Genomic DNA, 24,737 nt, shown 5'->3' on the forward strand with positions numbered 1-24,737 from the left:
GGGGAAGGCGCACCTCGTACCGAAACGGGAGGTCCGGTGTCTGCTCGTGGCGTGCTCTACGTCCACTCGGCTCAGCCCGCGCTGTGCCCTCATATCGAATGGGCGGTCGCGGGTGTCCTTGGCGTGCCCGTGGACCTGACGTGGACGCCGCAACCAGCCGCGCCCAATGTCGTACGGGCGCAGGCGGAGTGGGAGGGCCGCCCCGGCATCGCGGCCGCCATCACGTCCTCGCTGATGGGCTGGCAGCGCATCAGATTCGAGATCACGGAGGACGCCTCGCAGGGCGTCGACGGGTCCCGCCACGCCTACACGCCCACACTCGGCGCCTTCAGCGCGGTCATCGGGGCGGCCGGCGACATCATGGTGCCCGAGGACCGGCTGCGCGCCGTCATGATGATGGCGGCCCAGGGGAGGTGCGTGCTGGAGGAGGAGCTGGACAAGATGCTCGGCAAGCCGTGGGACGAGGAGCTGGAGCCGTTCCGCTACGCGGGCGACGGCGCCCCCGTCCGCTGGCTGCACGCCGCCGTCTGACCCCCCACGGGCCTCCTACCACGGGTCTCCCTCCCACCACGGGCCTCCCGCCCGGCGTCTCCGGAAGCGTCTCTGAACGCCGATGGGCCCCGCGCCTTCGACAGGTGCGGGGCCCATCCGGGTAGGACCGGGTTTACAACGGGATGTTGCCGTGCGCGCCGCGGGCCGGGGTGGCCTGGGCGAGCACCCTGGCGATCGCGCCGCGCGTCTCCGCGGGCCGGAGGATCTCGTCGATCACGCCGAGGTCCTGTGCGCGGGCCAGGCCGCCGGCGAGCCTCTCGTGCTCCTGCGCCAGGCGCTGCTCCAGCTCCGGCCGCTCCTCGTCGGAGGCCGCGGCCAGCTCGCGCCGCTTGAGGACGCGGACCGCCGCCACCGCGCCCATGACCGCGATCTCGGCCGTCGGCCAGGCGAACACCTTGGTGGCGCCGAGCGCGCGGGAGTTCATCGCGACGTACGCGCCCCCGTACGCCTTGCGGGTGACCAGCGTGACCCGCGGCACGGATGCCTCGGCGAAGGCGTGCAGCAGCTTGGCCCCGCGGCGGACGACGCCGTCGTGCTCCTGGCCGACGCCCGGCAGGTAGCCCGGCACGTCCACGAGGACCACCAGCGGCACCCCGAAGGCGTCGCACATGCGCACGAAGCGGGCGGCCTTCTCCGCGGAGGTGGCGTCGAGGCAGCCGGCGAGCCGCAGCGGGTTGTTGGCGACCACGCCGACGGTCCGCCCGCCGAGCCGGCCGAGGGTGGTGACGATGTTGGGCGCCCACTTCGGGTGCAGCTCCACGCCCGGCTCGTCGAGCAGGCCGTTGACCAGCGGCTTGACGTCGTAGGCGCGGCGGGCCGACGCGGGCAGCAGGCTGGAGAAGTCGGCTTCCTCCACCTCGGAGGCGCGTACGCGGCCCTGGTGGCCGAGCAGCACGGCGAGCCGGCGCGCCGTGAGCAGCGCGTCGGTCTCGGTCCTGGTGACGACGTGGACGACGCCGCTGCGCCTGCTGTGGGGCTCGGGGCCGCCGAGCGCCGCGCTGTCGACGTCCTCACCGGTGACGCTGCGCACCACGTCGGGCCCGGTGACGAAGATCCGGCCGGAGTCGGCCAGGATGACCAGGTCGGTGAGCGCCGGGCCGTAGGCGGCGCCGCCGGCGGCGGCCCCGACGACCACGGAGATCTGCGGGACGACGCCAGACGCCTTCGTCATGGCGGCGAAGACCCGGCCGACGGCGTGCAGCGACTCGACGCCTTCGGCGAGTCGCGCACCGCCGGAGTGCCAGATCCCGAGGACCGGCACCCGCTCTCGGACGGCCACGTCGTAGGCGTGCACGATGTGCTCGCAGCCCTCGCTGCCCATCGCGCCGCCCTGGAAGCGGGCGTCACTGCAGAAGGCGACGACGGGGACACCCTCGACGCGGCCCATCGCGGCGAGCACGCCGCTCTTGTCCTCAGGAGTGATCAGCCGCAGCGAGCCCTCGTCGAGCAGCGCGGCCAGGCGGACGGCGGGGTCACGGGGATCAGCGGGCTCCTGGTCGGAGCCCGCGGCCGTCACCCTGTCGTCCGCAACGGTCATCAGGCGCTCTTGAAGACGACGGTCGCGTTGTGGCCGCCGAACCCGAACGAGTTGTTGACCGCGGCGATGTCGCCTTCCGGCAGGGTGCGGTTGGCGCCGTGGACGATGTCCACCTCGATCCCGTCGTCGGGATCGGCCAGGTTGATGGTCGCGGGAACGATCCGCTCCTGCAGCGCCTTGATCGTGAACACGGACTCGATGCCGCCCGCGCCGCCCAGCAGGTGGCCGGTCATGGACTTGGTCGAGGTGACCAGCGGGTGGACGCCGATGGCCTTGGCGACCGCCTGTACCTCGATGACGTCCCCGGCGGGAGTGGAGGTGGCGTGGGCGTTGACGTGCTTGACGTCCAGGCCGGTGATGTCGGCGTCGTTGAGCGCCTGGGTCATCGCCATGATGATGCCCCGGCCCTCCGGCTCCGGCTGGGTGATGTGGTGGGAGTCGGCGGAGTAGCCGACGCCCGCGGCGTAGGCGTACACGCGGGCGCCGCGCGCCCGGGCGTGCTCCTCGGACTCCAGCACCAGGATGCCGGCGCCCTCGCCGAGCACGAACCCGTCCCGCTCGCGGTCCCAGGGCCGCGACGCGCCGGCCGGGTCGTCGTTGCGGGTGGACATGGCACGCGCGGCGCAGAAGGCCGCGATGTTGAGGCCGTGGATCGCGGCCTCGGTGCCGCCCGCGACGACCACGTCGGCGCGGCCGGACCGGATCATGTCCATCGCGTAGCCGATGGCTTCGGCGCCGGAGGCGCAGGCGGACACGGTGGCGTGCACGCCGGCCTGGGCTCCGAGGTCGAGGCCGATCCACGCGGCCGGGCCGTTCGGCATGAGCATCGGCACGGTGAACGGCGAGAGCCGGTTCCAGCCGCGCTCCTTGTAGGTGTCGTAGGCCGACAGCGTGGTGTTGATGCCGCCGATGCCGCTGGACACCACGACGCCGAGCCGCTCGGGAGCGACCGGCGGCGCGCCGGCGTCCTGCCAGGCCTCGCGGGCCGCCACCAGGGCGAACTGCTCGCTCCGGTCGAGACGGCGGGCCTCGGGCCTGGGCAGCACCTCGGTGGGGTCGACCGCCGCCGTCCCCGCGAACTTCACGGGGACGGTGTCGATCCACTCCTCGGTGATGGCCTTGACGCCCGACTGACCGGCGAGGAGCGCCGACCAGGTCGAGGTGACGTCTCCACCGACGGGCGTCGTCGCGCCTAGCCCGGTGACGACGACACGTACCCGGTTCGCACTCACGTTTCTCGCTCCTTGTCGATCAGTAAGGTGACAATCACTCAACCGGCAGCCCGCGAGCTGCCGATCGTCAGTTCTGGATGAAGGTGAGGACGTCCTTGACCGTCTTCAGGTTCTTGAGCTGGTCGTCGGGAATCTCGACGCCGAACTCGTCCTGGGCGGCCACGGCGATCTCGACCATGGACAGGGAGTCGATGTCGAGGTCGTCCACGAAGCTCTTCTCGGGGGTCACCTCGGAGGCCGGGATACCGGTGATCTCGTTGATGATCTTGCCGAGGCCCTCGAGAATCTCCTGCTCGGTGGCAGCCATGTCGTAGTTCTCCTTTGGTTCTATCTGGTTCTGTACGGCTCACGCCGTACAAGTCGTGTCCGGTGCGGCGGGAGCCGTACCGGATCCTACGGAACCTCGATGACTTGGCCCGCGTAGGTGAGGCCGGCGCCGAAGCCCAGGACGAGCGCGAGGTCGCCGGAGCGCACCTCGCCGCGCTCGATCATGCGCGAGAGCGCCAGCGGGATGGAGGCCGCCGAGGTGTTGCCGGCGGTGACGATGTCACGCGCCACGACGGCCTTGTCGGCGCCGAGCTTGCGCGCGATCGCCTCGATGATGCGCAGGTTGGCCTGGTGCGGGACGAACGCGGCCAGCTCCGAGGGGTCGACCCCGGCGCGGTCGCACGCCTCCTTGGCCACCGGGTGCAGCGCGGTGGTGGCCCAGCGGAACACCGTCTGGCCCTCCTGGTGGAGGTGGTCGTTGCGGTCGGTGATGGAGATCGCGTCGGCCTTGTCGCCCGAGCTGCCCCAGACGACCGGTCCGATCCCGGGCGTGTCGGCCGGGGCCACCACCGCGGCCCCCGCTCCGTCGGCGAAGATCACCGCGGTGGACCTGTCGGTCGGGTCCACCCACTGCGACAGCTTCTCCGAGCCGATGACGAGCACGTTGCGCGCCGAGCCGCCGCGGACGGCGGCGCTGGCGGTGGCCAGCGCGTAGCAGAAGCCGGCGCAGGCGGCGTTGACGTCGAACGCGCCCGGCGCCTGGATGCCCAGCCGGTGCGCCACCACGGCGGCGGCGTTGGGGATCTGCGTCTCCAGCGTGCAGGTGGCCACGATCACCAGGTCGACGTCGGCGGCGGACAGGCCGCTGGCGGCCAGGGCCTTGCCTCCGGCCTGCACGGCCATGTCCTCGACCGACTCGCCCTCGGAGGCGATGCGGCGCTCGCGGATGCCGACGCGCGACTGGATCCACTCGTCGTTGGTGTCCATGATCTTGGCCAGGTCGTCGTTGGTGACGACGGTGGCCGGCTGGTAGTGGCCGAAGGCCAGCACCTTCGCGCCTGGCGCGACGTCGGGGATCCTCACTTGATCAGCTCCTTGGCCGCGTCGAGATCGTCGGGGGTCTTCAGCGCGACGGTGGGGACGCCCCGCAGCGCGCGCTTGGCCAGGCCGGTCAGGGTGCCGCCGGGGAGCAGCTCGATGATCGCGGTGACGCCCAGCTCGGCCATGGAGGCCATGCAGGAGTCCCACCGGACCGGGCTGCTGACCTGCTTGACCAGCCGGTCCAGGAAGTCGGGGCCGCTCGTCACGACCTGGCCGTCGGCGTTGGACAGCAGCCGGACCGCCGGGTCGGCGGGCGTCACGCCGGCCGCGGCCTCGCGCAGGGCGGCGACGGCCGGGGCCATGTGCACGGTGTGGAAGGCGCCCGCCACGGCGAGCGGGCGGAGCCTGGCGCGCTCGGGCGCGTCGTCCTGGAAGGCGGCGAGCTGCTCCAGCGTGCCGCCGGCGACGATCTGGCCGGCGCCGTTGATGTTGGCGGGGGTCAGGCCGTGCCTGTCGATGGCGGCGAGGACCTCCGCCTCGTCGCCGCCGAGGACCGCGGTCATGCCGGTCTTGGTGACGGCGGCGGCCTTGGCCATGGCCTGGGCGCGCTCGCGGACCAGCTCCAGCGCCTGCTCGGCGGTGAGGGTCCCGGCCAGCGCGGCGGCGGCGAACTCGCCGACGCTGTGCCCGGCCACCAGGTCGGGAGTCACACCGAGAGCCTCGGCGGAGGCGAGCGCGGCGGCCACGAGAAGAGGCTGCGCGACGGCGGTGTCGCGGATCTCGTCGGCGCCCGCGGTGGTGCCGTGGGCGATCAGGTCCAGCCCTGCCACCTCGGACCACCCGGCGAGCCGGTCGGCCAGACCGGGCAGCTCAAGCCAGGGTGTCAGGAAACCCGGAGTCTGGGCGCCTTGGCCCGGAGCGACGATTGCAAGCACGAACTCCACCATGCCCTGTAGAACTCCGACACGCGGCTAAGGATCCGTACGAACTTTGTCCAACAGGTTTTGTACGGTTCCTACAATGGGGGTTTCCGGACAATTACGTTAGGGCCCGCCATGTCATGGCGCTCTCCGTGAGGCGGCCCAGGATGAGGCCCACCTGCAGGGTGAAGGCGGAGCGTCCCTCGGTCGGCTGGTAGCCGGTCAGCTCGGTGATCTTCCGCAGACGGTAGCGGACCGTGTTGGGGTGGACGAACAGCAGCCGCGCCGTCGCCTCCAGCGAGGTGCCCTGCTCCAGGTACGTCGCCAGCGTGTCGAGCAGCGGCGTGCCCGCCAGCGGCAGGTACACGTTCTCCACGAGCTGCTCGCGCGCGTCGTCGTCGCCGTCCAGGGCCCGTTCGGCGAGCAGGTCGTCGGCGTGCACGGGGCGGGGGGCGTCGGGCCAGCCGGACGACGCCTTCAGCCCGGCCAGCGCGGCCCGCGCGGACCTCGCCGCGGCGTGCAGGTCGGGCACCTCCGGGCCGATGACGATCGGCCCCGGCCCGAACCGGGCCACCACCTGCCGGGCCGCCTCGTCCACGCTGCCGGCGCCGCCCACGATGACGATCAGCCGGTCGGCCTGCACCCCGGCCAGCAGGTCCATGCCGATGCGGCGGCCCTTCTCGCGCAGCCCGTCGATCACCGCCCGAGGGTCGTCCTCGGGGGCGTGACCGGCGATCACCACCACGGGGGAGGAGGTCCAGCCGAGCGCGGCGGCCCACGAGTGCAGCCCGTCGTCCACCTCGCCCCGGACCAGCGCGTCGACGATCAGGGCCTCCAGCCGGGCGTCCCAGGCGCCGCGGGCCTCGGCCTCGCGGGCGTAGACCTGGGCGGCGGCGAACGCCACGTCACGGGTGTAGCGCAGCATGGCCTGCTGGAGCTGGTCCTCACCGCCGGGCGCGGCCAGCTCGTCGCCCTGCGCCTCGACGACCTCCACCACCACGCGGACGATGTCGACCGTCTGCTGCAGCGAGATGGAGCGCTTCAGCTCGCGCGGGGCCGTGCCGAAGAACTCGATGCTCGGCGTCGGCCGGTTCTCGCCGGCGTGCTGGAACCACTCCACGAACGCGGCGATGCCGGCCTGCGCCACCAGGCCCACCCAGGAGCGGTCCTCGGCGCTGAGCGCGCGGAACCATGGCAGTTGCTCGTCCATGCGCGCCATGGCGGCCGTGCCGAGCGCGCCCATGGCGCGCTCCAGCCTGCGCGTGGTGTCCTCCCGGGTCCGGTCTGTCACGCCTCCTAGAGTGCCAGGTCCGCAGGACCGGCCGCGACGAACGGCGACGGCCGGGCCGGAACGGGGCCGCGGTCAGATCACGGCCACGGCCGTGATGAGCCCGATGGCCACGTGCGTGGCGGCGAGCAGCCGCGCGCCCGGCTGGATCTCCGGCTCCTTGACGAGGTCGCGCACCGAGATGCCGACGACCTTGTCGAAGATCATCATCGCCACGGTCTGCACCACGATGCCGACCAGGCCGAAGATCGCGGTGCCCGCCAGCCCTTCGGCGAGCCGGCCGCCGGAGGACCAGATCGAGGCGGCCACGATGAGCCCCACGGCGATCATGGCCGAGGTGGCGAGCAGGGTGGCGTTGGGGTTGCGCTCGGTGCGGATGATCGCGCTGAGCTTGCCGGGGGTGGCCAGGTCGATCACGTAGAAGCCGACGATCAGCAGCACCACGCCGACGGCGGCGTAGGCGGCGATGGCGCCGGCGCCGCGGGCGAGGGTTTCCAGCAGGGTCATGGTCGCTCGATTCGGTGGGGGACGAAGGAGGAGGTGTCGTCGGTGATCAGACCCGCGGTCTCGCGGATGCCGAGGCCGGCCGCCTCGTCGGCGACCACCCAGGCGCCGAGCACCGGCCGCTGGCCGTCGAACTCGGGCAGGGCCTCGAAGCCCTGGTGCACGAAGCCCTCACGCCCGTACTCGCCCGGGGTCTCGTGCCCGCCGTCCGGGGTGACGACGCGCATCGACGCGCCCTCCCTGCCCAGCAGCGGTTTGACGATGTACGAGGTCAGGTCGCGGGGCCCGTCGAGGTAGGCGGGAAGCAGGTTGGGGTGGCCGGGGTACAGCTCCCACAGGACGGCGAGCAGGGCCTTGTTCGACAGCAGGACCTTCCACAGGGGCTCGATCCAGGTGGCGTGCCGGACGGCGTGCCGCCCGAACGGGTCGGCCAGCATCCACTCCCACGGGTACAGCTTGAAGACCGAGCGCATCCACCGCTCCTCGACGTCGACGAAGCGCCGGTTCAGCTCGTCCCAGCCGAGGTCCTCCATGGCGACCGCCACCGTGGAGCGCCCGGCCTGCTCGGCCGTCTCCTGGAGGTAGGCGAGGGTCATCGCCTCCTCGCCGGTCTCGTCCATGGACGTCCACGAGAAGTGGGTGGGGCCGGGCGGCAGCGCCATGGCGGCCCAGCGGTCGACCAGCCGCTCGTGGACGGAGTTCCACTGGTCGTCGTCCGGATGCGTGTCCTTCAGCCAGAACCACTGCACGACCGCCGACTCCACCAGCGAGGTCGGCGTGTCGGCGTTGTACTCCAGCAGCCTGGCCGGGCCCGTGCCGTCGTAGCGCAGGTCGAAGCGGCCGTACAGGTGGGGGTCGCGGCGCTCCCACGACCGCCTGACGTCCTCCACGGCCCACTCGGGGATGGCGAAGTCCGCGAAGCGGCCGGTCTCCACGACGTGGGCCGCGGCGCGCAGGCACATCTCGTGCAGCTCTTCGACCTGCGCCTCCAGCGCTTCTACCTCGTCCATGGAGAAGACATAGTGGACGGACTCGTCCCAGTACGGGCGGCTGAGCCCCTCGGGGTGGGCCGCGCGGTGGTAGGCCAGCCCCTGGCTCTCTATGATCTTGTCCCAGCCGTTCCTCGGTGTCCCGCGTTCGCGCCGCACGCGTCAGCTCCCGCTGCTGGAGCGGCCGCCGAAGCCGCCCCGCTGGATCGACTTGCCCGTGCGGGAGGAGATGGTCACGTCGGAGGGGCGCAGGGTGGTGCCGCCGCGCACGTGGGTGCCGACCCGCCTGCCGCCGTAGTACCAGTGGTAGGCGGCGCGGGGGCCGCTGCTGTAGTAGTAGCCGCCACCACTGTCGTCGTCGTCGCAGTAGTCGTCGTCGACGACGGGGTACGAGCCGTCGGGGAGCTGCTGGCTCGTGTCGACGCAGTCGGCGGTGACGTCGTCGTCGTCGTCGGACTGGGCGGCGCAGTAGCCGACGACCATCACGGAGACGATGCCGATGACGGACAGCGTGACCACTTTGGATGCCTTGGACCGCCGGGGCGGTTGCTGCGGTGGTTGTGGTCTCGGCTGTCCCATGAGCTCCTGCTTTCGTTGGCCGATCAGCCTAGCGGGGGCCATCCCGCGGCATCAATCTCCCTTAGGGGACGAACTACCTGCGGGTAGGAGTTCCCCATGAAACCGGTCGAGGCTCTGCGTGAGATCGCCTTCCTCCTGGAACGGGCCGGAGAGCCCACCTACCGCGTGCGCGCGTTCCGCCGGGCGGCGGCCGTGGCCGAGTCGCTGCCGGACGACGAGCTCGTACGCCTGGCCGGCGCGGGCGGCCTCGCCGACCTGCCGGGCATCGGCAAGGTCACCGCCTTGGCCATCACCGAGGCGCTGGACGGCCAGGTGCCCGCGTACCTGCGCAGGCTGCGCGCGACCGAGGGCGCCGACCTGGACGAGGAGACCGCGGCGCTGCGCTCGGCGCTCAAGGGCGACCTCCACAGCCACTCCGACTGGTCGGACGGCGGCTCACCGATCGAGGAGATGGCCGGGACCGCCCGGGCGCTCGGCCACGACTACTGGGCCCTGACGGACCACTCGCCCCGCCTGACCGTCGCCAACGGACTGTCGCCGGCTCGGCTGCGCCGCCAGCTCGACCTCGTGGAGCGGCTCAACGAGCGCCTCGCGCCGTTCCGGGTGCTCACCGGCGCCGAGGTGGACGTCAACCTCGACGGCACCCTCGACCAGGAGCCCGAGCTGCTCGAACGGCTCGACGTGGTCGTGGCCAGCGTCCACTCCAAGCTGCGCATGAACCGCCACGAGATGACCCGCCGGATGGTCGCCGCCGTCGCGAACCCGCATGTCGACGTGCTCGGGCACTGCACCGGGCGGATCGTGCGCGGCGGCGGCCGGCGGGGCGGGGTGCGGCCGGAGTCGGAGTTCGACGCCGAGATCGTCTTCGAGGCGTGCCGCCGCTTCGGGGTGGCCGTGGAGATCAACTCCAGGCCGGACCGGCTGGACCCGCCGAAGCGGCTGATGCTGCTCGCGTACGAGATGGGGTGCGACTTCGCGATCGACTCCGACGCGCACGCGCCGGGGCAGCTCGACTGGCAGAGGTTCGGCTGCGAGCGGGCGGCGCGGTGCGGGATCGAGGCCGGGCGGATCGTGAACACGCGGCCGGTGGAGGACCTGCTGGCGTGGACCCGCCGCCGGTCGTAGGCGGGCGTGGGGCCGGTGGCGGGCCGTCGTGCGGGCCGCCGTGGGGGCGTTCGCGGGCGTGGGGGTGAGAGCCCTGTGGCCTGGCGGTGACGGCGAGGTGCCGGGGACGTCGCGGGACGCGCGATTGTCGGTGGCGGCGCGTAGCGTCCTGGCTGTGAACCGTACCGATCGGCTGTACGCGCTCGTCGAGGACCTGCGCGCGATCTCCCCGCGCTGCCGCTCGGCGCGCGAGCTGGCCGGCAGGTTCGAGGTCAGCGTCCGCACGATCGAGCGCGACATCACCGCCCTCCAGGAGTCCGGGGTGCCGATCTACGCCGAGCCGGGGCGCAGGGGCGGGTACGCGCTCGACAAGAAGATGTCCCTTCCTCCGCTCAACTTCTCGCCGGCCGAGGCCGTGGCCATCGCGCTGGCGCTCAGCAGGGCCGGCGACCAGCCGTTCGGCCGGGAGGCGCGCAGCGCGCTGCGCAAGGTGGTGGCCGCCATGCCCGGCCGGGAGGGCGAGCTGGCGCGCGAGCTGGCCCGCCGGGTGCAGGTCGTCGCCGAGCCCGGTGACCGAGGCGCGGGTGGCCGGCCGCTCGGCGCCGAGGGCGTCTCGCGGGCGATCGAGGAGGCGCTGCTGCGCCGCCGCGTGCTGCGGCTGGAGTACGCCGACGCCAAGGGCGCGCTGACCTCGCGCGACGTGGAGCCCGGGGTGTTCCTGGGCGGCCGTGGCGGGTTCTGGTACCTGGTGGCGTGGTGCCGGTTACGCGACGACGTCCGGGTGTTCCGGCTGGACCGGATCGCCTCCGCCGGCGTCACCGGCGAGCGCTGCCCTGACCGCCCGCTCGAAGGCTTCGCGCCCGACCTGCCGGAGATGGTGGTCCACGGCACGATTCTCGATCAGTAGCTCGAAAAATCGCGAGGAAACACCGACATAGGGCTGTCGTCTCGCCGGTGGATCGTCATCGTGTTCGACAAATGAGAGCCGAGGATGGACGACACGGTGACCTGGTTCGAGGTGGCGACGGCCGACCCCGAAGGCACCCCGGGGCACCTTTTCTGGATCTTCCACCCGAGGCCATGAGCCGCGGCGAGCCGCCGCCGGCGCCTTCCCCGCCGGCTGCCGGCCCGCCGCCCGGGCTCGTGACGGGCCGCCCGGCCCCCCGCCGGGCGGCCCCCTCCCTGGACACGCCGCCGACCGCCGAGCGGCGGCGCGTCCAGGGCTCTTCGCCGTCGCGGCGCCTGCCGTTGTGCGCGCCGTTGGAACGTGGGATCAGGCCGTCGGAACGTGGGATCAGAAGGCGGCCTTGGCGAGCCAGCGGTCCAGGAAGGAGCGGTCGCCGACGACGGTCAGCGTGGGGGCGAAGCGCCGGCCGTACAACATGAGCAGCAGGTCGCGGGCGGGGCCGCGGACGGCCGTGTCCGCCTTGGTGTGGCCGCGCGTCCAGGCGACCGTGCCCGCCGCGCCCTGGATGACGGTCCACTCGCCCGTGCCCTCCGGAAGGTCCTTCGCCGCGGGCGGTGTGTCGGTGGCGTGCAGGTGGATCGTGGCGCCTTCCGCGTCCAGCTCGGCCAGGCGGCGGGCGACCCAGACGGCGTGCGGCAGGTTGCCGAGCAACTCCTCGATGCCGTCCAGCGCCGTCGCCGCGGGGATCGCCGGGTCCGCGCCCAGGGCCAGCTCGGCGTCGGCCCTATGGACGAGCAGCTCGAACGCCATCCGCCGCGCCCAGTACGCCGCCGACTGGTCGCCGCCCCACGACCACACCCGCGTCGCCGGGTCGGTGGCGCGCAGCGTGGCCACCAGCTCGGCGGCCCCCCGCGCCAGCCAGGCCGGGTCGCCGCTCGCCCCCTCGGGCAGGCCGTTGGGCACCTGGCGCGACCAGATGCGCTCCTGCACGCGGTCGCGCAGGATGTGGATCACCCAGCGATGCGTGGTGCCGACGTGGGTGATCAGCTCGGCCAGCGTCCAGCCGGGGCAGGTGGGCACCGGCGTGCCGGGGTCGGCCCCGGACACCAGCTCGACGAGCCTGGCGGCCTCGGCCTCGACGTGCGCGGGATAGTCGGTCACGTGCCCGAGCCTAGACCGGCCCGGGCACGCGTGGCGGACGAGCTTCGGACAGGCGGTCAGGTGGCCGAGCAGACGGCGCCGCGGGCCGGCAGCTTGCCGGAGAGGAGGTAGGAGTCGACCTTGCGCTGGATGCAGCGGTTGCCCGACGTGTACGCGCCGTGGCCCTCGCCCTCGTACGTCATCAGCCGGGCGGTCTTCAGCTCCGCGGTCAGGCGCGGCGCCCACTGGTACGGCGTGGCCGGGTCGCCCTTGCCGCCCACCACGACGATCGGCGCCGACCCCGTGGCGTTCACGTGCCGGGCCTGGTCGTTGCCCGGGACCGGCCAGAAGCGGCACAGCCCGCCCGAGCCCTCACCGCCGAACAGCGGCGAGATCCTGGTCGACTCCGCCCACGTGCCGCGCAGCTGCTGGTCGTCGGGACGCTCCGCCGAGTCCACGCAGGTGATCGCCGGGAAGCTGGACATCTGCGTCGAGAAGTGGCCGCGCTCGTCACGCCCGGTGTAGGAGTCGGCCAGGAACATCAGCGCCTCGCCCCGGCCCTTGATCCCCGCGGCGATCGCCTTCTCCAGGAACGGCCACGACAGCTCCGAGTACAGGGCCGCGGCGACCCCGGTCGAGGCCAGGCCCTGGGTGAGCTGCCGGCCGTTCACGGTGAGCGGCTTGGTCACGAGGCGGTTCATGAGCCGGTCGACATTGGCGCTCGCCGCCTTGACGGTCTTGCCGAACTCGCAGCCGCTCTTCACGCAGTCCTTCAGGAACGTCTCGTACTCCCGCTGGAAGCCGCTGGTCTGCGCGATCGTGCGCTCGCCGAAGGTGATCGCCGGGTCGAGGGGGGCGTCGAGCACCATGCGGCCGACGTTCTTCGGGTACAGGGTGGCGTAGACGGCGCCGAGTTGCGTGCCGTACGACATGCCGAAGTAGTTGAGCTTGGGCTCCCTGAGCGCGGTGCGCAGCCGGTCCATGTCGCGGGCGGCGTTCACCGTGCCCACGTACGGCAGGACCGAGCCCGAGTCGCGCTGGCAGAGCCGGGCGAACTCCCGGTTGGCGGCCTGGCCGGCCAGGCGGGTCCGCTCGTCGATCGGGAGCGTGTTGACCGCCACCCACCGGTCCAGGTCGGCGTCGCTGCCGCAGCGCACGCCCGCGCTGCGCTCGACGCCGCGCGGGTCGAAGCTGATCAGGTCGTAGCGGGCGCGCAGCGTGTCGAACGACTTGGCGGCCTGGTCCAGCGTGTCGACGCCGGAGCCGCCGGGGCCGCCGAAGTTGAAGACCAGCGAGCCGAGGCGGCGCTTCTGGCCGGTGGCCGCGACCTTGATCAGGGCGAGCTGGATCGTGTCGCCGCCCGGATTCTCGTAGTCGAGGGGGACGGCCAGCTTGGCGCACCTGACGGAGGGGTCCTGCTGAGCGGGGGTCTGCCCGCCGGGCCGTTTGATGTCCGTGCACGGGCCCCAGGAGATGGGCGGAACCACTCCCTTGGGGTCGGTGTCGGGCTTCGCCGTGCCCGCGCAGGCACTGGTGGACAGGGCCAGCGCGGCGGCGACGGCCAGGACATGACGCATGAAACTTCCCCCTCGGCTCTCCGGGGGAAGTAGTGCCCACAATACGTGAGACTCCACCAGGAACGGAGTGAGGCGCCGCGCCCCTCGGGACGCGTCGCCTCACTCTCACCTGTGGCCGCCGGGCATGGGACGTGCCGGTCAGACGCCCATCGACTGCGTGTCGTTGCTCTCGGCGCCGCCGGCCTCGGTCACGCCGTTCTTGAGGTGGTAGCGGGCGATCGCCTCGCTCAGCACCTCGTCGTCGAGCTCGCCGCGCTTGACCAGGCTCGTGAGCACGGCCAGCGTGATCGACGCCGCGTCGACGTGGAAGTGGCGGCGCAGCGCCGAGCGGGTGTCGGACAGGCCGAACCCGTCGGTGCCGAGCGACGACCAGTCACCCGGGACCCACTGGGCGATCTGGTCCTGGACCGCCTTCATGTAGTCGCTGACGCCCACGAACGGCCCCTGGGCCTGCGACAGCGCCTGCGTCACGTACGGCACGCGCCGCTCGGCCTCCGGGTTGAGCAGGTTGTGCTCCTCGCAGGCGAGCGCGTCGCGGCGCAGCTCGGTCCACGACGTGGCCGACCAGACGGCGGCCGACACACCCCAGTCCTCGGCCAGCAGCCGCTGCGCCTCCACGGCCCACGGGCCCGCCACGCCGGAGACGAGGATGTTGGCCTTCGGGCCCTGCACCTGCGGGCCGTCGGAGAACTTGTACAGGCCCTTGAGCAGGCCGTCCACGTCGAGCCCGGCGGGCTCAGCCGGCTGGAGGTAGGGCTCGTTGTAGACGGTCAGGTAGTAGAAGACGTCCTCGGGCTGGTCGCCGTACATGCGGCGCAGGCCGTCCTTGACGATGTGCGCCACCTCGAACGCCCACGACGGGTCGTAGGAGATCGCGGCCGGGTTGGTCGAGGCGATGAGCGGCGTGTGGCCGTCCTCGTGCTGGAGGCCCTCGCCGTTCAGCGTGGTGCGGCCCGCGGTGGCGCCGAGCAGGAAGCCGCGGCCCATCTGGTCGCCCATCTGCCACATCTGGTCGCCGGTGCGCTGCCACCCGAACATCGAGTAGAAGATGTAGATCGGGATCATGTGCTCGCCGTGCGTGGCGTACGCGGTGCCGGCGGCGATCGCCGAGGCCATCGAGCCCGACTCGCTGATGCCCTCGTGCAGGATCTGGCCCTGCACGGCCTCCTTGTACGACAGCAGCAGCTCCCTGTCGACGGCCTCGTACGTCTGGCCGTGCGGCGAGTAGATCTTCGCCGTGGGGAACATCGCGTCGAGGCCGAACGTGCGCGCCTCGTCCGGGATGATCGGCACGAACCGGTGGCCGATCTCCTTGTCGCGCATGAGGTCCTTCAGCAGGCGCACGAACGCCATGGTGGTGGCCACCTGCTGCTTGCCGGAGCCCTTGCCGAACGTCTTGTAGACGTCGTCGCCGGGCAGCTTGACCGGCTTGGCCCGCAGCACGCGCTTGGGCAGCACGCCGCCCAGCGCCGCGCGGCGCTCCTTCATGTACTCGATCTCGGGGTCGTTCTCGCCCGGGTGGAAGTACGGGGGCAGCTCGCCCTCCAGGGCCGAGTCCGGGATCGGCAGGTAGAGCCGGTCGCGGAACTCCTTCAGCTCGGCCTTGGTGAGCTTCTTCATCTGGTGGGTGGCGTTGCGCGCCTCGAAGTCCTTGCCCAGGGTCCAGCCCTTGATGGTCTGGGCGAGGATGACGGTCGGCTGGCCGACGTGCTCGCGCGCCGCCTTGAACGCCGCGTATACCTTGCGGTAGTCGTGGCCGCCGCGCGACAGCTTGCGGATGTCGTCGTCGGTCAGGTGCTCGACCATCTTGCGCAGGCGCGGGTCGCCGCCGAAGAAGTTGTCGCGGATGTAGCCGCCCGACTCGACCGAGTAGGTCTGGAACTGGCCGTCGGGGGTGGTGTTCATCTGGTTGACCAGCACGCCGTCGACGTCGGCCGCCAGCAGCGGGTCCCAGTCGCGGCCCCAGACGACCTTGATGACGTTCCAGCCGGCGCCGCGGAAGTAGGACTCCAGCTCCTGGATGATCTTTCCGTTGCCGCGGACGGGGCCGTCGAGGCGCTGCAGGTTGCAGTTGATGACGAACGTGAGGTTGTCGAGCTCCTCGCGGGCCGCCAGGCCGATCGCGCCGAGCGACTCGGGCTCGTCCATCTCGCCGTCGCCGAGGAACGCCCAGACGTGGCTGCGGCTGGTGTCCTTGATCTGGCGGTTCAGCAGGTAGCGGTTGAACCGCGCCTGGTAGATCGCGCCGATCGGGCCCAGACCCATCGACACCGTGGGGAACTCCCAGAAGTCCGGCATCAGGCGCGGGTGCGGGTAGGAGGGCAGGCCGTGGAAGCCGTGCGACAGCTCCTGCCGGAACGCGTCGAGCTGCGCCTCGTTGAGGCGGCCCTCCAGGAAGGCGCGGGCGTAGATGCCGGGGGCGGCGTGGCCCTGGAAGAAGACCTGGTCGCCGGACTCGCCGTGGTCCTTGCCGCGGAAGAAGTGGTTGAAGCCCACCTCGTAGAGCGACGCCGCGGAGGCGTAGGTCGCGATGTGGCCGCCGACGTTGGTGCGGGCGTTGGCCCGGGAGACCATGATCGCGGCGTTCCAGCGGATGTAGGCGCGGATGCGGCGCTCGACGTGCTCGTCACCCGGGAACCAGGGCTCGCGCTCCGGCGGGATCGTGTTGATGTAGTCGGTGCTGCGCAGGCCCGGCACGCCGACCTGGTGCTCGCGGGCCCGCTCCAGCATGCGGAGCATCAGATAACGGGCCCTGGTACGGCCCTCGGTCTTGACGACGTTGTCGAGGGACTCGAGCCACTCGTTGGTCTCGCTGGGGTCGACATCAGGCAACTGGCTGGGTAGGCCGTCGCTGATGATCGAGAAACGCTGGCGTCCGGAAGCCACTGGGTCTCGCCTTCCGAGGATGACGGATGTCTGGTCTGGGTCGCCTTCCATCCTGGTCGCTCGCCGTAGAAAGTGCATCTCTACTGGTCGGTAACCAGGACGTCCCTGCTGGCAGGGCGGCTAGTGGTGGCCTAGACCACCGATGGTAGGACGAATCAAGGGCCAAGGTTACATTGGGCGGCCAATTTAACAAGTCGGGAAAAGCTGTGAAATTTCGCCCTCATGTGTGGAGTATCCCCCGAAGGGTGGACACCGTCACCCGCGGGGGCGCGCACGCCGCGCGAGTCTAGCCGGGGGACCTGTGGACGGCGGCCGGTGGGGCGGCCCGGACGCAGGTCGGGGCGTGCCTTCCGGGCTGTCAGGTGAGCCGTTCGGCGGGCCGGGAGCGGGGGCCGGTGGTGTCCTCCCGGCCGGGGTGCGGGCGGGATTCCGGGCGTGTCGCCGTACGTCTCATGAGCGCGGGGTGGCGTCGTACGCGGACCGCGGCCGGGGTCCGGGGCGGGCGGTCGTACGCCGCGGTCCGGGAGGGTCTCGGTGCGGGAAACATCACGTGGACGGTGAGGGCCGAGAAGGGACTCTGGGCGGGGCTCGTCCGCGGACGGTTGGCGTCGGACGGCGCCGTCCCGGCGTCGGTGCAGCGTAACGGTTCGGTCATGATTTTTCCTGACCCGGTGGCAGGAGACGGACATCCCCCTTCCCGTTTGGACCGCACCGTACGAACCTGGAGATATGAACGCGACGACAGGCGACCGGCTCCTTGTGCACGGGAACACCGTCGGTGAAAGGGATCACGCCGGAATCATCATCGAGGTTCAGGGGCCCAACGGCGGGCCCCCGTACATCGTGCGGTTCGACGACGGACACACCGGCCTGGTTTTTCCGGGCCCGGATGCGGTCGTCGTGCCTCAGTAGAATTCTCGTGTGAGATCCCAGATCATCTCCGTGGCCACGGGTTCGCGAGAGACGGTGCACGACATCACCTCCGTCTGCGCGGACTTCGTACGGGAGCAGGGCCAGGACGGTCTGCTGCACGTCTTCGTCCCGCACGCGACCGCGGGCGTGGTCCTGATGGAGCTGGGTTCGGGCAGCGACGACGACCTGATCGCCGCGCTGCGCGACCTGCTGCCGGCCGACGACCGGTGGCGCCACGCCCACGGCTCACGCGGGCACGGCAGGTCTCACGTGATGCCGGCGCTCATCCCGCCGTACGCGACCGTTCCGGTGGTCGGCGGACGGCTGGCGCTCGGCACCTGGCAGTCGATCGCACTCGTCGACCTCAATGTCGACAACCCGCAACGCCAGGTTCGGCTGTCATTTTTGTCCGATTAATTCTGGCCGCCTACGGCCGTACCCGTGGCGACCGTTGACGACTGAGGGTCACAGCGTGTGGACTGTCCCGAAGCGATAACCGCACAAGCGGGGCCACTCAAGCAGGAGGGATAAACGTGAGCGCGACCGCGGGTCAGGCGCAGGGCGAACGCGGCCTGGCCGAACGGCTCGGTCTCAAGCCGGGTCAGGTGGTGCAGGAGATCGGTTGGGACGAGGACGTCGACGAGCAGCTTCGCGAGTCCATCGAGAACCTGACCGGCAACGAGCTGCTGGACGAGGACACCGACGACGTCGTCGACGTGGTGCTGCTGTGGTGGCGTGACGGCGACGGAGACCTCTTCGACGTCCTCAGCGACGCCATGCGAGGCCTCGCCGAAGGCGGCCAGATCTGGCTGCTGACTCCCAAGGCCGGACGCGACGGCCACGTGGAGCCGAGCGACATCGGCGAGGATGCCACGACCGCGGGTCTCTCGCAGACCAGCAGCATCTCCGCGGCCTCCGACTGGTCGGGGACCAGGCTCGTCTCGCCCAAGGGCCGACGCTAGGGAGCTCCAGCGCCGGCCGGGTACGGCAGGATGAGTCCTGTGATGCAACATCCTGCCGCGGTGGGCGCCGTGGCTCCGGACTTCGAGCTTCAGGACCAGCACGGCACGCCCGTGAGGCTGTCCGATTTCCGGGGCAGGAAGGTCGTGCTGGTCTTCTACCCGCTTGCCTTCAGCGGGATCTGCCAGAGCGAGCTGGCCGCGCTGCGTGACCTCACCGCCGACGCACAGATCCTCACCGTCTCGGTCGACTCCCTGTTCACCCACCGTGCCTGGGCGGACCAGGAGGGTTACGGTTTTCCCCTGCTCTCCGACTTCTGGCCACATGGACAGGTCGCCCGGGCGTACGGTGTGTTCGACGACGCGAAGGGCATCGCGCGGCGCGGCACCTTCGTGATCGACGGCGAGGGCGTGATCCGGTGGTCGGTGGTCAACCCGGCCGGCACCGCGCGCGATGTCGCCGCCTACGTCAAGGCACTCGCCGACATCTCGTAACGCTGGTAACGCCCGTAAAGCTGGAACGCTCGTAACACTCGTAACGGAGGACACGATGCCCTGCTATCGCTGCGGGGCCCGGCAGACGGACCCCGTCCGGGGCGCGAGCCCATGGAAGCGCGGGGTACGCCGGGAGTCCCAGGTGCTCATCTGCCCTGACTGTCAACGGCTGCACGACCTCGACCTCGACTCCTGCCGTACATGCGGGTCCACGGCGCTGATCTGCCGATTGGGAGAGGTGGAGTGCCGGGCCTGCGGGGCGGTACGGATGGCACGGGCCAGGGCCTTCGCGGGATCGGGAGCGCCGCCGGGGCTGTCGGCTGAGGTGGAGGCCGCCCTGAACCGGGTCCTGGGACGGGCCTGAACCGCCCGAGACGGGACCCCGTGCGGCCGCTCCGGGGTGGAATCGGCGACTCAGCGAGACCACATTCCAGACATTTACTGAGCTGCGCTATCGTCTCCTACCGTGTCCGCATCTAGTAGTTCGTTCGTCGTAGCACTGGACGTCGGCGGCACGTCCATGAAGGGCGGCCTCGTCAGCGAGTCCGGTGCGGTGCTGCTGAGCGAGCGACGCCCGACCCCGGTCGCGGACGGCCCGGAGGCGGTCGTGGGCGCCATCCGTGACTTCATCGGCCACCTGGCGGCCTCGGGCGACGGGAACCCCGCGGGCGTCGGCCTGGCCGTTCCGGGACTGGTGTCGGCGGACACCGCCCTCTACGCCGCGAACCTCGGCTGGAGCGACGTCCCGGCCACCGACTTCACGCCGCTGGACGTACCGATCATGCTCGGCCACGACGTCCGCACGGGCGGCCTCGCGGAGAGCGTCCTGGGTGCGGGGCGTGGCGTCTCGGACTTCCTGTTCCTGCCGATCGGCACCGGTATCGCCGGCGCCATGATCCTGCACGGCGAGCCGTACGGGGGAGCGTCGGGCTGGGGCGGCGAGATCGGGCACATCCCGGTGTTCCCGGACGGGGAGCAGTGCGCGTGCGGCCAGTTCGGCTGCCTGGAGACGTACGCCTCGGCGGCCTCGGTGGGCAGGCGTTACAGTCTGCGCTCGGGCCTGGAGGGGATACGCGCGGAGCAGGTGGTCTCCTCGGACGACCCGGTGGCCATCGAGGTGTGGGACGAGGCGGTCGAGGCGCTGTCGCTCGCCCTGGCCACGTACACGCTGCTGCTGGACCCCTCCATGATCGTCCTCGGGGGCGGCCTCGCCGAGGCGGGACCCGCCCTCTTCGACCCGGTCCGCACCCGCCTCGTCAAGCGCCTGGCCTTCCGCGCCGCACCGCCGCTCCACCCGGCCGCCCTGGGAGTGGACGCCGGCATGCTCGGAGCCGCCCTCCTGGGCTGGCGCGCCGCCGACCGCCCCGAACTGGGACCGGGCTGGGTTCTGGATGTGCGATCGCAGCCGTTGGTGTCGTAAGGTGTAGTGCCGATCAGGGGCGGTTAGCTCAGCGGTAGAGCACTCGCCTTACAAGCGAGGGGTCACTGGTTCGAACCCAGTACCGCCCACCTCGTAGAACAGCCCCGTTTCCGATCATGGAAACGGGGCTTCGTGCCATTAGCTTTGTTGGATCTTCGCGTTCATGGCATCGGCGATCCTGCGGTCGGCCTCTGTGGTGCTGTGCTGGTAGATCAGGGCGGCGCGGACTGAGTCGTGTCCCATTCGCTGCATGAGGTCCTTGAGGCTCGCGCCGGAGCTGGCGGCGATGGTGTTGCCGGTGTGCCGGAGGTCGTGGAAGTGCAGGCCCGGGAAGCCGATGTTTCTCGTGTTCTCGTCCCACTTGGCCGCGCGCCGGAAGTTGCTGCGTCGGAGGGTGCCGCCTCGTGAGCCGGTGAAGACCAGCGCGTTGGGTTCTGGGGCGGTGAACTGGTCGAGGTGGTCGCGGAGTGTCTGCGTAATCGCTTCCGGGATGGCGACCGTACGGACTCCGGCGCGGGACTTGGGTGGGCCGATGAGGAGTTCGCCGGTGTCGAGTTCGACGTGCTGTTGCCGAACGCTGACGGTGCGAGCTGTGAGGTTCAGGTCCATGCGGCGTAGGGCTGCTACTTCGCCCCAGCGCAGGCTGGCGAAGGTGGCGAGGAGGACCAGGGCGGGGAGTCGTAGCGGCATGAGGTCGGCCAGTACGAAGACCTTCGCCACGGTGAAGACCGGCCGTTCTTCCGGCTTCTCCTCGCCGGCGCCCCTGATACGGCATGGGTTGCGCGGGATGATCTGGTCGTCGGCCGCCGTCATGAGCACCGCCCGTAGGAACCGGTACGCCTTGGCGACCTCGGATGGGCCGACGCCGTTGCCGAGCAGGAGGACGCGCCACTCGCGGACCGTGGCTGTGTCGAGTTTGCCGATGGGAACGCCGCCCAGGTGCGGCGGATGTAGCGCTTGAGCAGGCCCTTGTAGATCTCGACAGTGCGCGGGCGGAGGTTCGTGCGTTCGGCGATCCACTTGTCGGCGTAGTCGCCGAGCTTGACCTTGGAGCGCTGGGGGTCGGTCCAGTTGCCCGTGATCAGCTTGGCCTCGATCAGGGAGAGCGCCTTTTCGGCGTCGCGCTCGCGTGCGTAGGTGTTCTCGCCGAGACGGATCTTGCCGTCTGGGCCGGGGTAGCGGATCTGGAATCTGCCGGACGGGAGCTGGCGGATGCTGCCGAAGCGCCGCTTGCCTGGCTTGTTGGGCATCAGGCAGCCCTCCCGAGGTCGGTTGCCGAAAGATCTTGGCCGTCTGCTTGGGCTTGGAGTTGGGCCAGGTGGGTTCGCCAGCGTTGCCGTTCGGCCACTGAGCGGAGGAGGCGCATGGCGAGGGGCGGCACGTTGGCGTCGCCGGCCGGGACTGGTTTCCAGATGTAGCGGTGCGGGTCTGGTGCTTCGTCGGGCTGGCCGAGGGCTTCCAGGACCCAGGTACGGCGGTCTTGGCGGTGTTCGGCGAGGGTCTTGTTGGACCGCTTGCGCGAGACCAGGACGCGGCGGCCCGCGTAGCCGAGGTGGTCGGGCTTGTGGGCCTTGCTGCGGCAGCGGCCCGGAGTCATGCCCGGCTTGGCATGTTTGGGTTGGATGCCGTAGCGCAGCCAGTTCGGGCAGGCGGGGGAGCAGGGCTCGAAGCGCAGGTCCTCGACCATACGGGCTGCGTGCTCCCGCAAGGCGGGGTTGTCTGTGCCGAGGCTCTCGTCGAGGCTCTTGGGTACTTCGACAGGTAGCGGATGCACTGGTCGGCGTCCGGAGTGCCGGCGAGCACACCCTTGACGTCGATCTGGTCGCCGAAGCGGATGACATGCAGGGGCTTGGCGTTCTCGTCGATGTCGAGCTGGTCGAGGACCTGGTCCCAGGTGGGCAGGACTTCGCCGGTGTCGGGGTCGAGGTAGCCGGCCCCGTCCTCCCAGACGGGCAGGATCAAGCGGCGGCGCGCCGCTTGCCCGCCGCCCGGGCGTGCGGCCTGGGGGCCGGTCCCGGCCGGCAGCAGCGCCGGGCCGCCACGCCGCTCGCCGCGCCCGCCGTACCAAGCGAACTCGCCGACCCAGCGCCGCGCCGCCGCCACGTGGCTAACGTCGCCGACGTCGTAGCAGCACGATCGCGACTACGACGGCCATCACCAGGACCGCGACGAATAACACTTCGTACCAGCCCAAGCCGAACACGTATCCACCCTTCAGCAGTGATCGTTCTCATCACGGTGTCCGCCGCGGCGGGGCTGGTCAAGGTTTCATGCCTCCGGCGGGGGCCTCGGCTCCGGGATGATCGCGACAAGCGCCCGGGTGGTCAGTGGCTGGCGTGGGCCGATCTTCCCGTCTGCCTCGTCCCAGGCGGAGCCCAGCAGACCAAGGGCCACGGGTCAAGGGTCGTTCTTCCAGTGGGGAGTTCCACCCATGACCCGTGGCCCTTGGCCCGCTGCCTTCCAGGTGGGACGAGGCAGACGGGAAGATGGGGTGGGGGAGGCGCGTACGTCCGTACGGGCGTGCCATACGCGTGCCATTCGCCGGCCCTGGCACGACGAGGAAGCCCTGATCAGGCGACATGGTGACGTGGGGAAGGAGCATGATCGCCGTGCCATTAGCGTGCCAGCCGGAGCCTGGCGGGTGGGCGGTGATCGCGTTGTGTCGGCCCAGGTCGAGTGGCGTGACGGGCGTCAGGCCTGCCCGTCGACCTCACGCAGTTATCGGGCGCGGACTCGCCTCGATCACATTGTTCAGCGCAACGACCGACGCGGACAGCGCGTCGATCCGAGCAAGCAGTTCATCACGCTCCGCCACCAGCTCGTCATAGAGGTCGCCACACGACAGAACGAGGCCATCGTCGTGCTGACGCATGCACGGCAGAATGTGTTCCAACTTGCGTGTGCTGAGCCCTGCGGCGAGAAGCGCTTGGATGCGCTGTACAAGCACCACGTCCGACTCGTCATAGACGCGGTACCCGCTAGGCAACCGGGTCGGGTGCAACAGGTTCTGCTCCTCGTAGTACCGCAACGACCGGATGCTGACCCCCGACCGCTTGGCAAGTTCTCCGATCCGCATCGTGCTGTCCTGTCTCATTTGACTCTCACATTGATGTCAGAGTTTAGCGTCGGCCGCATGCTCGATTCGGATCCCGCACCCCGGCCGGCCGGGGTGCCGCGACTGCTCTCGTCAGCCTTTATCCTCGGCGCCTTCGCGCTCGGCACTTCCGAGAACGTCATCGCAGGCGTCGTGCCACGCCTGGCCGAGGCCTTCTCCGTGCCAGTCTCGAACATCGGATTGTTGGTGACTGCCTACGCGGGAGTCGCCGTGATCGCCGGGCCCATCCTCGCGTTGCTGACCGCCCGTATCCCCTTGCGCGTGCTGACCTTGCTGCCACTCGCGCTGTATGGGGCTGGAACTTTGCTCGCGGTCTTCGCGCCGTCCTTCCCGGTACTGATGGCTGCGCGGATCATCACCGGAGCGCTGCACACGTCGGTGCTGGTCGCTTTCATGCTCACAGCGATCCGCCTCGCGCCGGAGAATCAACGCGGGCGCACGGTCGGCCGAATCACCCTAGGGCTCGGCGTCGCGACTGTCATCGGCGTGCCGATCGGGAACGCGCTGGCCGAGGCATGGGGCTGGCAATGGGCATTCGCGCTCATCGCGGCCCTGATCACGCTGACCCTGGTGATCATGATCGCGGTGTTCCCGGACGAGCGGAGCCCCCGTGGCGAAGCGGGGTGGGGATCGTTGCGGATACTGACTCGCGGCAGCGTGATCGGTGGCGTCGCAACGAGCGCCCTTGCAGGACTTGGCGCTATGACGCTGCTCGCATTCGCCGTACCGTTTCTCGCCGCCACCGGCGTGCCAGAGCCCGCCGTCGCACCGTTGCTGCTCATCTATGGTGCTGCGTGCCTCGCCGGGAACGTCCTCGGCGGCAGACTCGCTGACCGAGACCTCGGCCGGGCCCTGTTGTCCACGCTGACGGGTATCGGCCTGGCGCTGGTCGCGGCCGGACTCCTCGCTGGCACGACGATCGGAGCGGTCATCGGACTGGCCCTGGTGGGACTGACCTACTTCGCTTCGTTCCCGCCGCTGAACACATGGATCGCCACCCACGCCGATGGTGTCGCACCAGACCTCGCCCTCGCGGTGAACAGCTCCGCATTCAACATCGGCATCGCCGTCGCCGGCTCGCTGGGCGGCATCGCCCTCGACACAGGACTACGAGCCGGCCACTTGCCCTACCTCGGCGCCGGCGCACTCGTGATCGGCGTCCTGGTGGCCGTCGTGACGACCAAGGCTCGAACTTCCACGCGCCTCGGCGCAGAGCCGACTTAGAGACGGGACGACTACTTGTAGCGCTCAGGTCGCTTCACGATTTTTTATGCGTTTATGTCTGTTTAGTGCTCGATATGCGATTTCGCGGC

Annotated in this window: 25 protein-coding genes, 1 tRNA gene and 1 pseudogene; 10 read left to right on the forward strand and 17 right to left on the reverse strand. The window is 70.7% G+C overall.

Annotated elements, in window-relative coordinates; all coding sequences use genetic code 11:
- Window positions 1-36: 36 nt before the first annotated feature.
- Window positions 37-531 carry a DUF3145 domain-containing protein gene (locus ACIBG4_RS05580; RefSeq protein WP_310710795.1) on the forward strand — a complete coding sequence of 165 codons (495 nt, stop codon included), beginning with the start codon at window positions 37-39 and terminating at the stop codon, window positions 529-531.
- 133 nt (window positions 532-664) lie between these two features.
- Here the strand turns inward: ACIBG4_RS05580 and ACIBG4_RS05585 are convergent, their stop codons facing one another.
- From ACIBG4_RS05585 to ACIBG4_RS05625, 9 genes are all read right to left on the reverse strand, one after another.
- On the reverse strand, window positions 665-2,089 hold the full coding sequence (locus ACIBG4_RS05585; RefSeq protein WP_397200824.1) for an acyl-CoA carboxylase subunit beta: 1,425 nt from the start codon (window positions 2,087-2,089) through the stop codon (window positions 665-667).
- The gene (gene fabF, locus ACIBG4_RS05590; RefSeq protein ID WP_397200826.1) at window positions 2,089-3,321 is read right to left on the reverse strand and encodes a beta-ketoacyl-ACP synthase II; all 1,233 of its coding nucleotides are present in this window, start codon (window positions 3,319-3,321) and stop codon (window positions 2,089-2,091) included. Before fabF ends, ACIBG4_RS05585 begins: the two co-directional genes overlap by 1 nt.
- A 67-nt stretch (window positions 3,322-3,388) precedes the next feature.
- The gene (locus ACIBG4_RS05595) at window positions 3,389-3,628 is read right to left on the reverse strand and encodes an acyl carrier protein (protein WP_148030187.1); all 240 of its coding nucleotides are present in this window, start codon (window positions 3,626-3,628) and stop codon (window positions 3,389-3,391) included.
- A gap of 86 nt (window positions 3,629-3,714) precedes the next feature.
- Window positions 3,715-4,671 carry a beta-ketoacyl-ACP synthase III gene (locus tag ACIBG4_RS05600; RefSeq protein WP_310710798.1) on the reverse strand — a complete coding sequence of 319 codons (957 nt, stop codon included), beginning with the start codon at window positions 4,669-4,671 and terminating at the stop codon, window positions 3,715-3,717.
- On the reverse strand, window positions 4,668-5,564 hold the full coding sequence (locus ACIBG4_RS05605) for an ACP S-malonyltransferase (RefSeq protein ID WP_397200827.1): 897 nt from the start codon (window positions 5,562-5,564) through the stop codon (window positions 4,668-4,670). The genes ACIBG4_RS05600 and ACIBG4_RS05605 overlap by 4 nt, the downstream gene beginning before the upstream one ends.
- A 103-nt stretch (window positions 5,565-5,667) precedes the next feature.
- A complete protein-coding gene (locus ACIBG4_RS05610; protein ID WP_397201233.1) occupies window positions 5,668-6,792 on the reverse strand; it encodes a PucR family transcriptional regulator in 1,125 nt (374 codons plus the stop codon).
- 120 nt (window positions 6,793-6,912) lie between these two features.
- On the reverse strand, window positions 6,913-7,344 hold the full coding sequence (locus ACIBG4_RS05615) for a DUF350 domain-containing protein (protein ID WP_355452911.1): 432 nt from the start codon (window positions 7,342-7,344) through the stop codon (window positions 6,913-6,915).
- Entirely contained in the window at window positions 7,341-8,489 is a 1,149-nt protein-coding gene (locus ACIBG4_RS05620; RefSeq protein WP_397200828.1) for a glutathionylspermidine synthase family protein, read from the reverse strand. Before ACIBG4_RS05620 ends, ACIBG4_RS05615 begins: the two co-directional genes overlap by 4 nt.
- Window positions 8,490-8,492: 3 nt before the next feature.
- Window positions 8,493-8,849 carry a hypothetical protein gene (locus ACIBG4_RS05625; RefSeq protein ID WP_397200829.1) on the reverse strand — a complete coding sequence of 119 codons (357 nt, stop codon included), beginning with the start codon at window positions 8,847-8,849 and terminating at the stop codon, window positions 8,493-8,495.
- Between the two features lie 156 nt (window positions 8,850-9,005).
- Here ACIBG4_RS05625 and ACIBG4_RS05630 point away from each other — a divergent pair, with 156 nt between their 5' ends.
- Together ACIBG4_RS05630 and ACIBG4_RS05635 are read left to right on the forward strand one after the other, a co-directional pair.
- A complete protein-coding gene (locus ACIBG4_RS05630; protein ID WP_397200830.1) occupies window positions 9,006-10,034 on the forward strand; it encodes a PHP domain-containing protein in 1,029 nt (342 codons plus the stop codon).
- 154 nt (window positions 10,035-10,188) lie between these two features.
- Complete coding sequence (locus ACIBG4_RS05635) at window positions 10,189-10,920, forward strand: helix-turn-helix transcriptional regulator (protein WP_397200831.1); 732 nt, start codon at window positions 10,189-10,191, stop codon at window positions 10,918-10,920.
- 387 nt (window positions 10,921-11,307) lie between these two features.
- Here the strand turns inward: ACIBG4_RS05635 and ACIBG4_RS05640 are convergent, their stop codons facing one another.
- From ACIBG4_RS05640 to ACIBG4_RS05655, 4 genes are all read right to left on the reverse strand, one after another.
- A complete protein-coding gene (locus tag ACIBG4_RS05640) occupies window positions 11,308-12,081 on the reverse strand; it encodes a maleylpyruvate isomerase family mycothiol-dependent enzyme (protein ID WP_397200832.1) in 774 nt (257 codons plus the stop codon).
- A gap of 56 nt (window positions 12,082-12,137) precedes the next feature.
- Window positions 12,138-13,637: an alpha/beta hydrolase gene (locus ACIBG4_RS05645; protein ID WP_397200833.1), complete on the reverse strand. Its 1,500-nt coding sequence runs from the start codon at window positions 13,635-13,637 to the stop codon at window positions 12,138-12,140.
- Between the two features lie 138 nt (window positions 13,638-13,775).
- A complete protein-coding gene (aceE, locus tag ACIBG4_RS05650; RefSeq protein WP_397200834.1) occupies window positions 13,776-16,523 on the reverse strand; it encodes a pyruvate dehydrogenase (acetyl-transferring), homodimeric type in 2,748 nt (915 codons plus the stop codon).
- Window positions 16,524-16,881: 358 nt separating this feature from the next.
- The gene (locus tag ACIBG4_RS05655; protein WP_397200835.1) at window positions 16,882-17,178 is read right to left on the reverse strand and encodes a hypothetical protein; all 297 of its coding nucleotides are present in this window, start codon (window positions 17,176-17,178) and stop codon (window positions 16,882-16,884) included.
- A gap of 74 nt (window positions 17,179-17,252) precedes the next feature.
- On the opposite strand from ACIBG4_RS05655, the gene ACIBG4_RS05660 reads away from it, so the two are divergent.
- From ACIBG4_RS05660 to ACIBG4_RS05685, 6 genes are all read left to right on the forward strand, one after another.
- Window positions 17,253-17,435, forward strand: coding sequence for a DUF1918 domain-containing protein (locus ACIBG4_RS05660; RefSeq protein ID WP_397200836.1), 183 nt, complete (start codon window positions 17,253-17,255; stop codon window positions 17,433-17,435).
- A 9-nt stretch (window positions 17,436-17,444) separates the two neighbouring features.
- On the forward strand, window positions 17,445-17,852 hold the full coding sequence (locus tag ACIBG4_RS05665) for a secondary thiamine-phosphate synthase enzyme YjbQ (RefSeq protein WP_397200837.1): 408 nt from the start codon (window positions 17,445-17,447) through the stop codon (window positions 17,850-17,852).
- A 116-nt stretch (window positions 17,853-17,968) separates the two neighbouring features.
- A complete protein-coding gene (locus tag ACIBG4_RS05670; protein WP_310710809.1) occupies window positions 17,969-18,397 on the forward strand; it encodes a DUF3052 domain-containing protein in 429 nt (142 codons plus the stop codon).
- Window positions 18,398-18,439: 42 nt separating this feature from the next.
- On the forward strand, window positions 18,440-18,889 hold the full coding sequence (locus tag ACIBG4_RS05675) for a peroxiredoxin (protein ID WP_310711006.1): 450 nt from the start codon (window positions 18,440-18,442) through the stop codon (window positions 18,887-18,889).
- A 466-nt stretch (window positions 18,890-19,355) separates the two neighbouring features.
- Window positions 19,356-20,309 (forward strand): ROK family protein, encoded by a 954-nt coding sequence (locus tag ACIBG4_RS05680; RefSeq protein ID WP_355442262.1) that lies wholly within the window; start codon window positions 19,356-19,358, stop codon window positions 20,307-20,309.
- A 17-nt stretch (window positions 20,310-20,326) separates the two neighbouring features.
- Window positions 20,327-20,398, forward strand: a tRNA-Val gene (locus ACIBG4_RS05685).
- 49 nt (window positions 20,399-20,447) lie between these two features.
- Here the strand turns inward: ACIBG4_RS05685 and ACIBG4_RS05690 are convergent.
- The 4 genes and pseudogenes from ACIBG4_RS05690 to ACIBG4_RS05705 all read right to left on the reverse strand — a co-directional run bounded on the left by ACIBG4_RS05690 (window position 20,448) and on the right by ACIBG4_RS05705 (window position 23,385).
- Window positions 20,448-21,122, reverse strand: a complete 675-nt coding sequence (locus ACIBG4_RS05690) for a tyrosine-type recombinase/integrase (protein WP_397200838.1) — start codon at window positions 21,120-21,122, stop codon at window positions 20,448-20,450.
- Entirely contained in the window at window positions 21,119-21,559 is a 441-nt protein-coding gene (locus ACIBG4_RS05695) for a hypothetical protein (protein ID WP_397200839.1), read from the reverse strand. The genes ACIBG4_RS05690 and ACIBG4_RS05695 overlap by 4 nt, the downstream gene beginning before the upstream one ends.
- Window positions 21,559-22,412, reverse strand: a pseudogene (locus ACIBG4_RS05700) (replication initiator). The gene ACIBG4_RS05695 and the pseudogene ACIBG4_RS05700 overlap by 1 nt, the downstream one beginning before the upstream one ends.
- Window positions 22,413-23,019: 607 nt before the next feature.
- Entirely contained in the window at window positions 23,020-23,385 is a 366-nt protein-coding gene (locus ACIBG4_RS05705) for a MerR family transcriptional regulator (protein WP_397200840.1), read from the reverse strand.
- A gap of 57 nt (window positions 23,386-23,442) precedes the next feature.
- Here ACIBG4_RS05705 and ACIBG4_RS05710 point away from each other — a divergent pair, with 57 nt between their 5' ends.
- A complete protein-coding gene (locus tag ACIBG4_RS05710) occupies window positions 23,443-24,648 on the forward strand; it encodes an MFS transporter (protein ID WP_397200841.1) in 1,206 nt (401 codons plus the stop codon).
- Window positions 24,649-24,737: the final 89 nt, after the last annotated feature.

Source organism: Nonomuraea sp. NPDC050383 (assembly GCF_044459125.1).
GTDB lineage: Bacteria > Actinomycetota > Actinomycetes > Streptosporangiales > Streptosporangiaceae > Nonomuraea.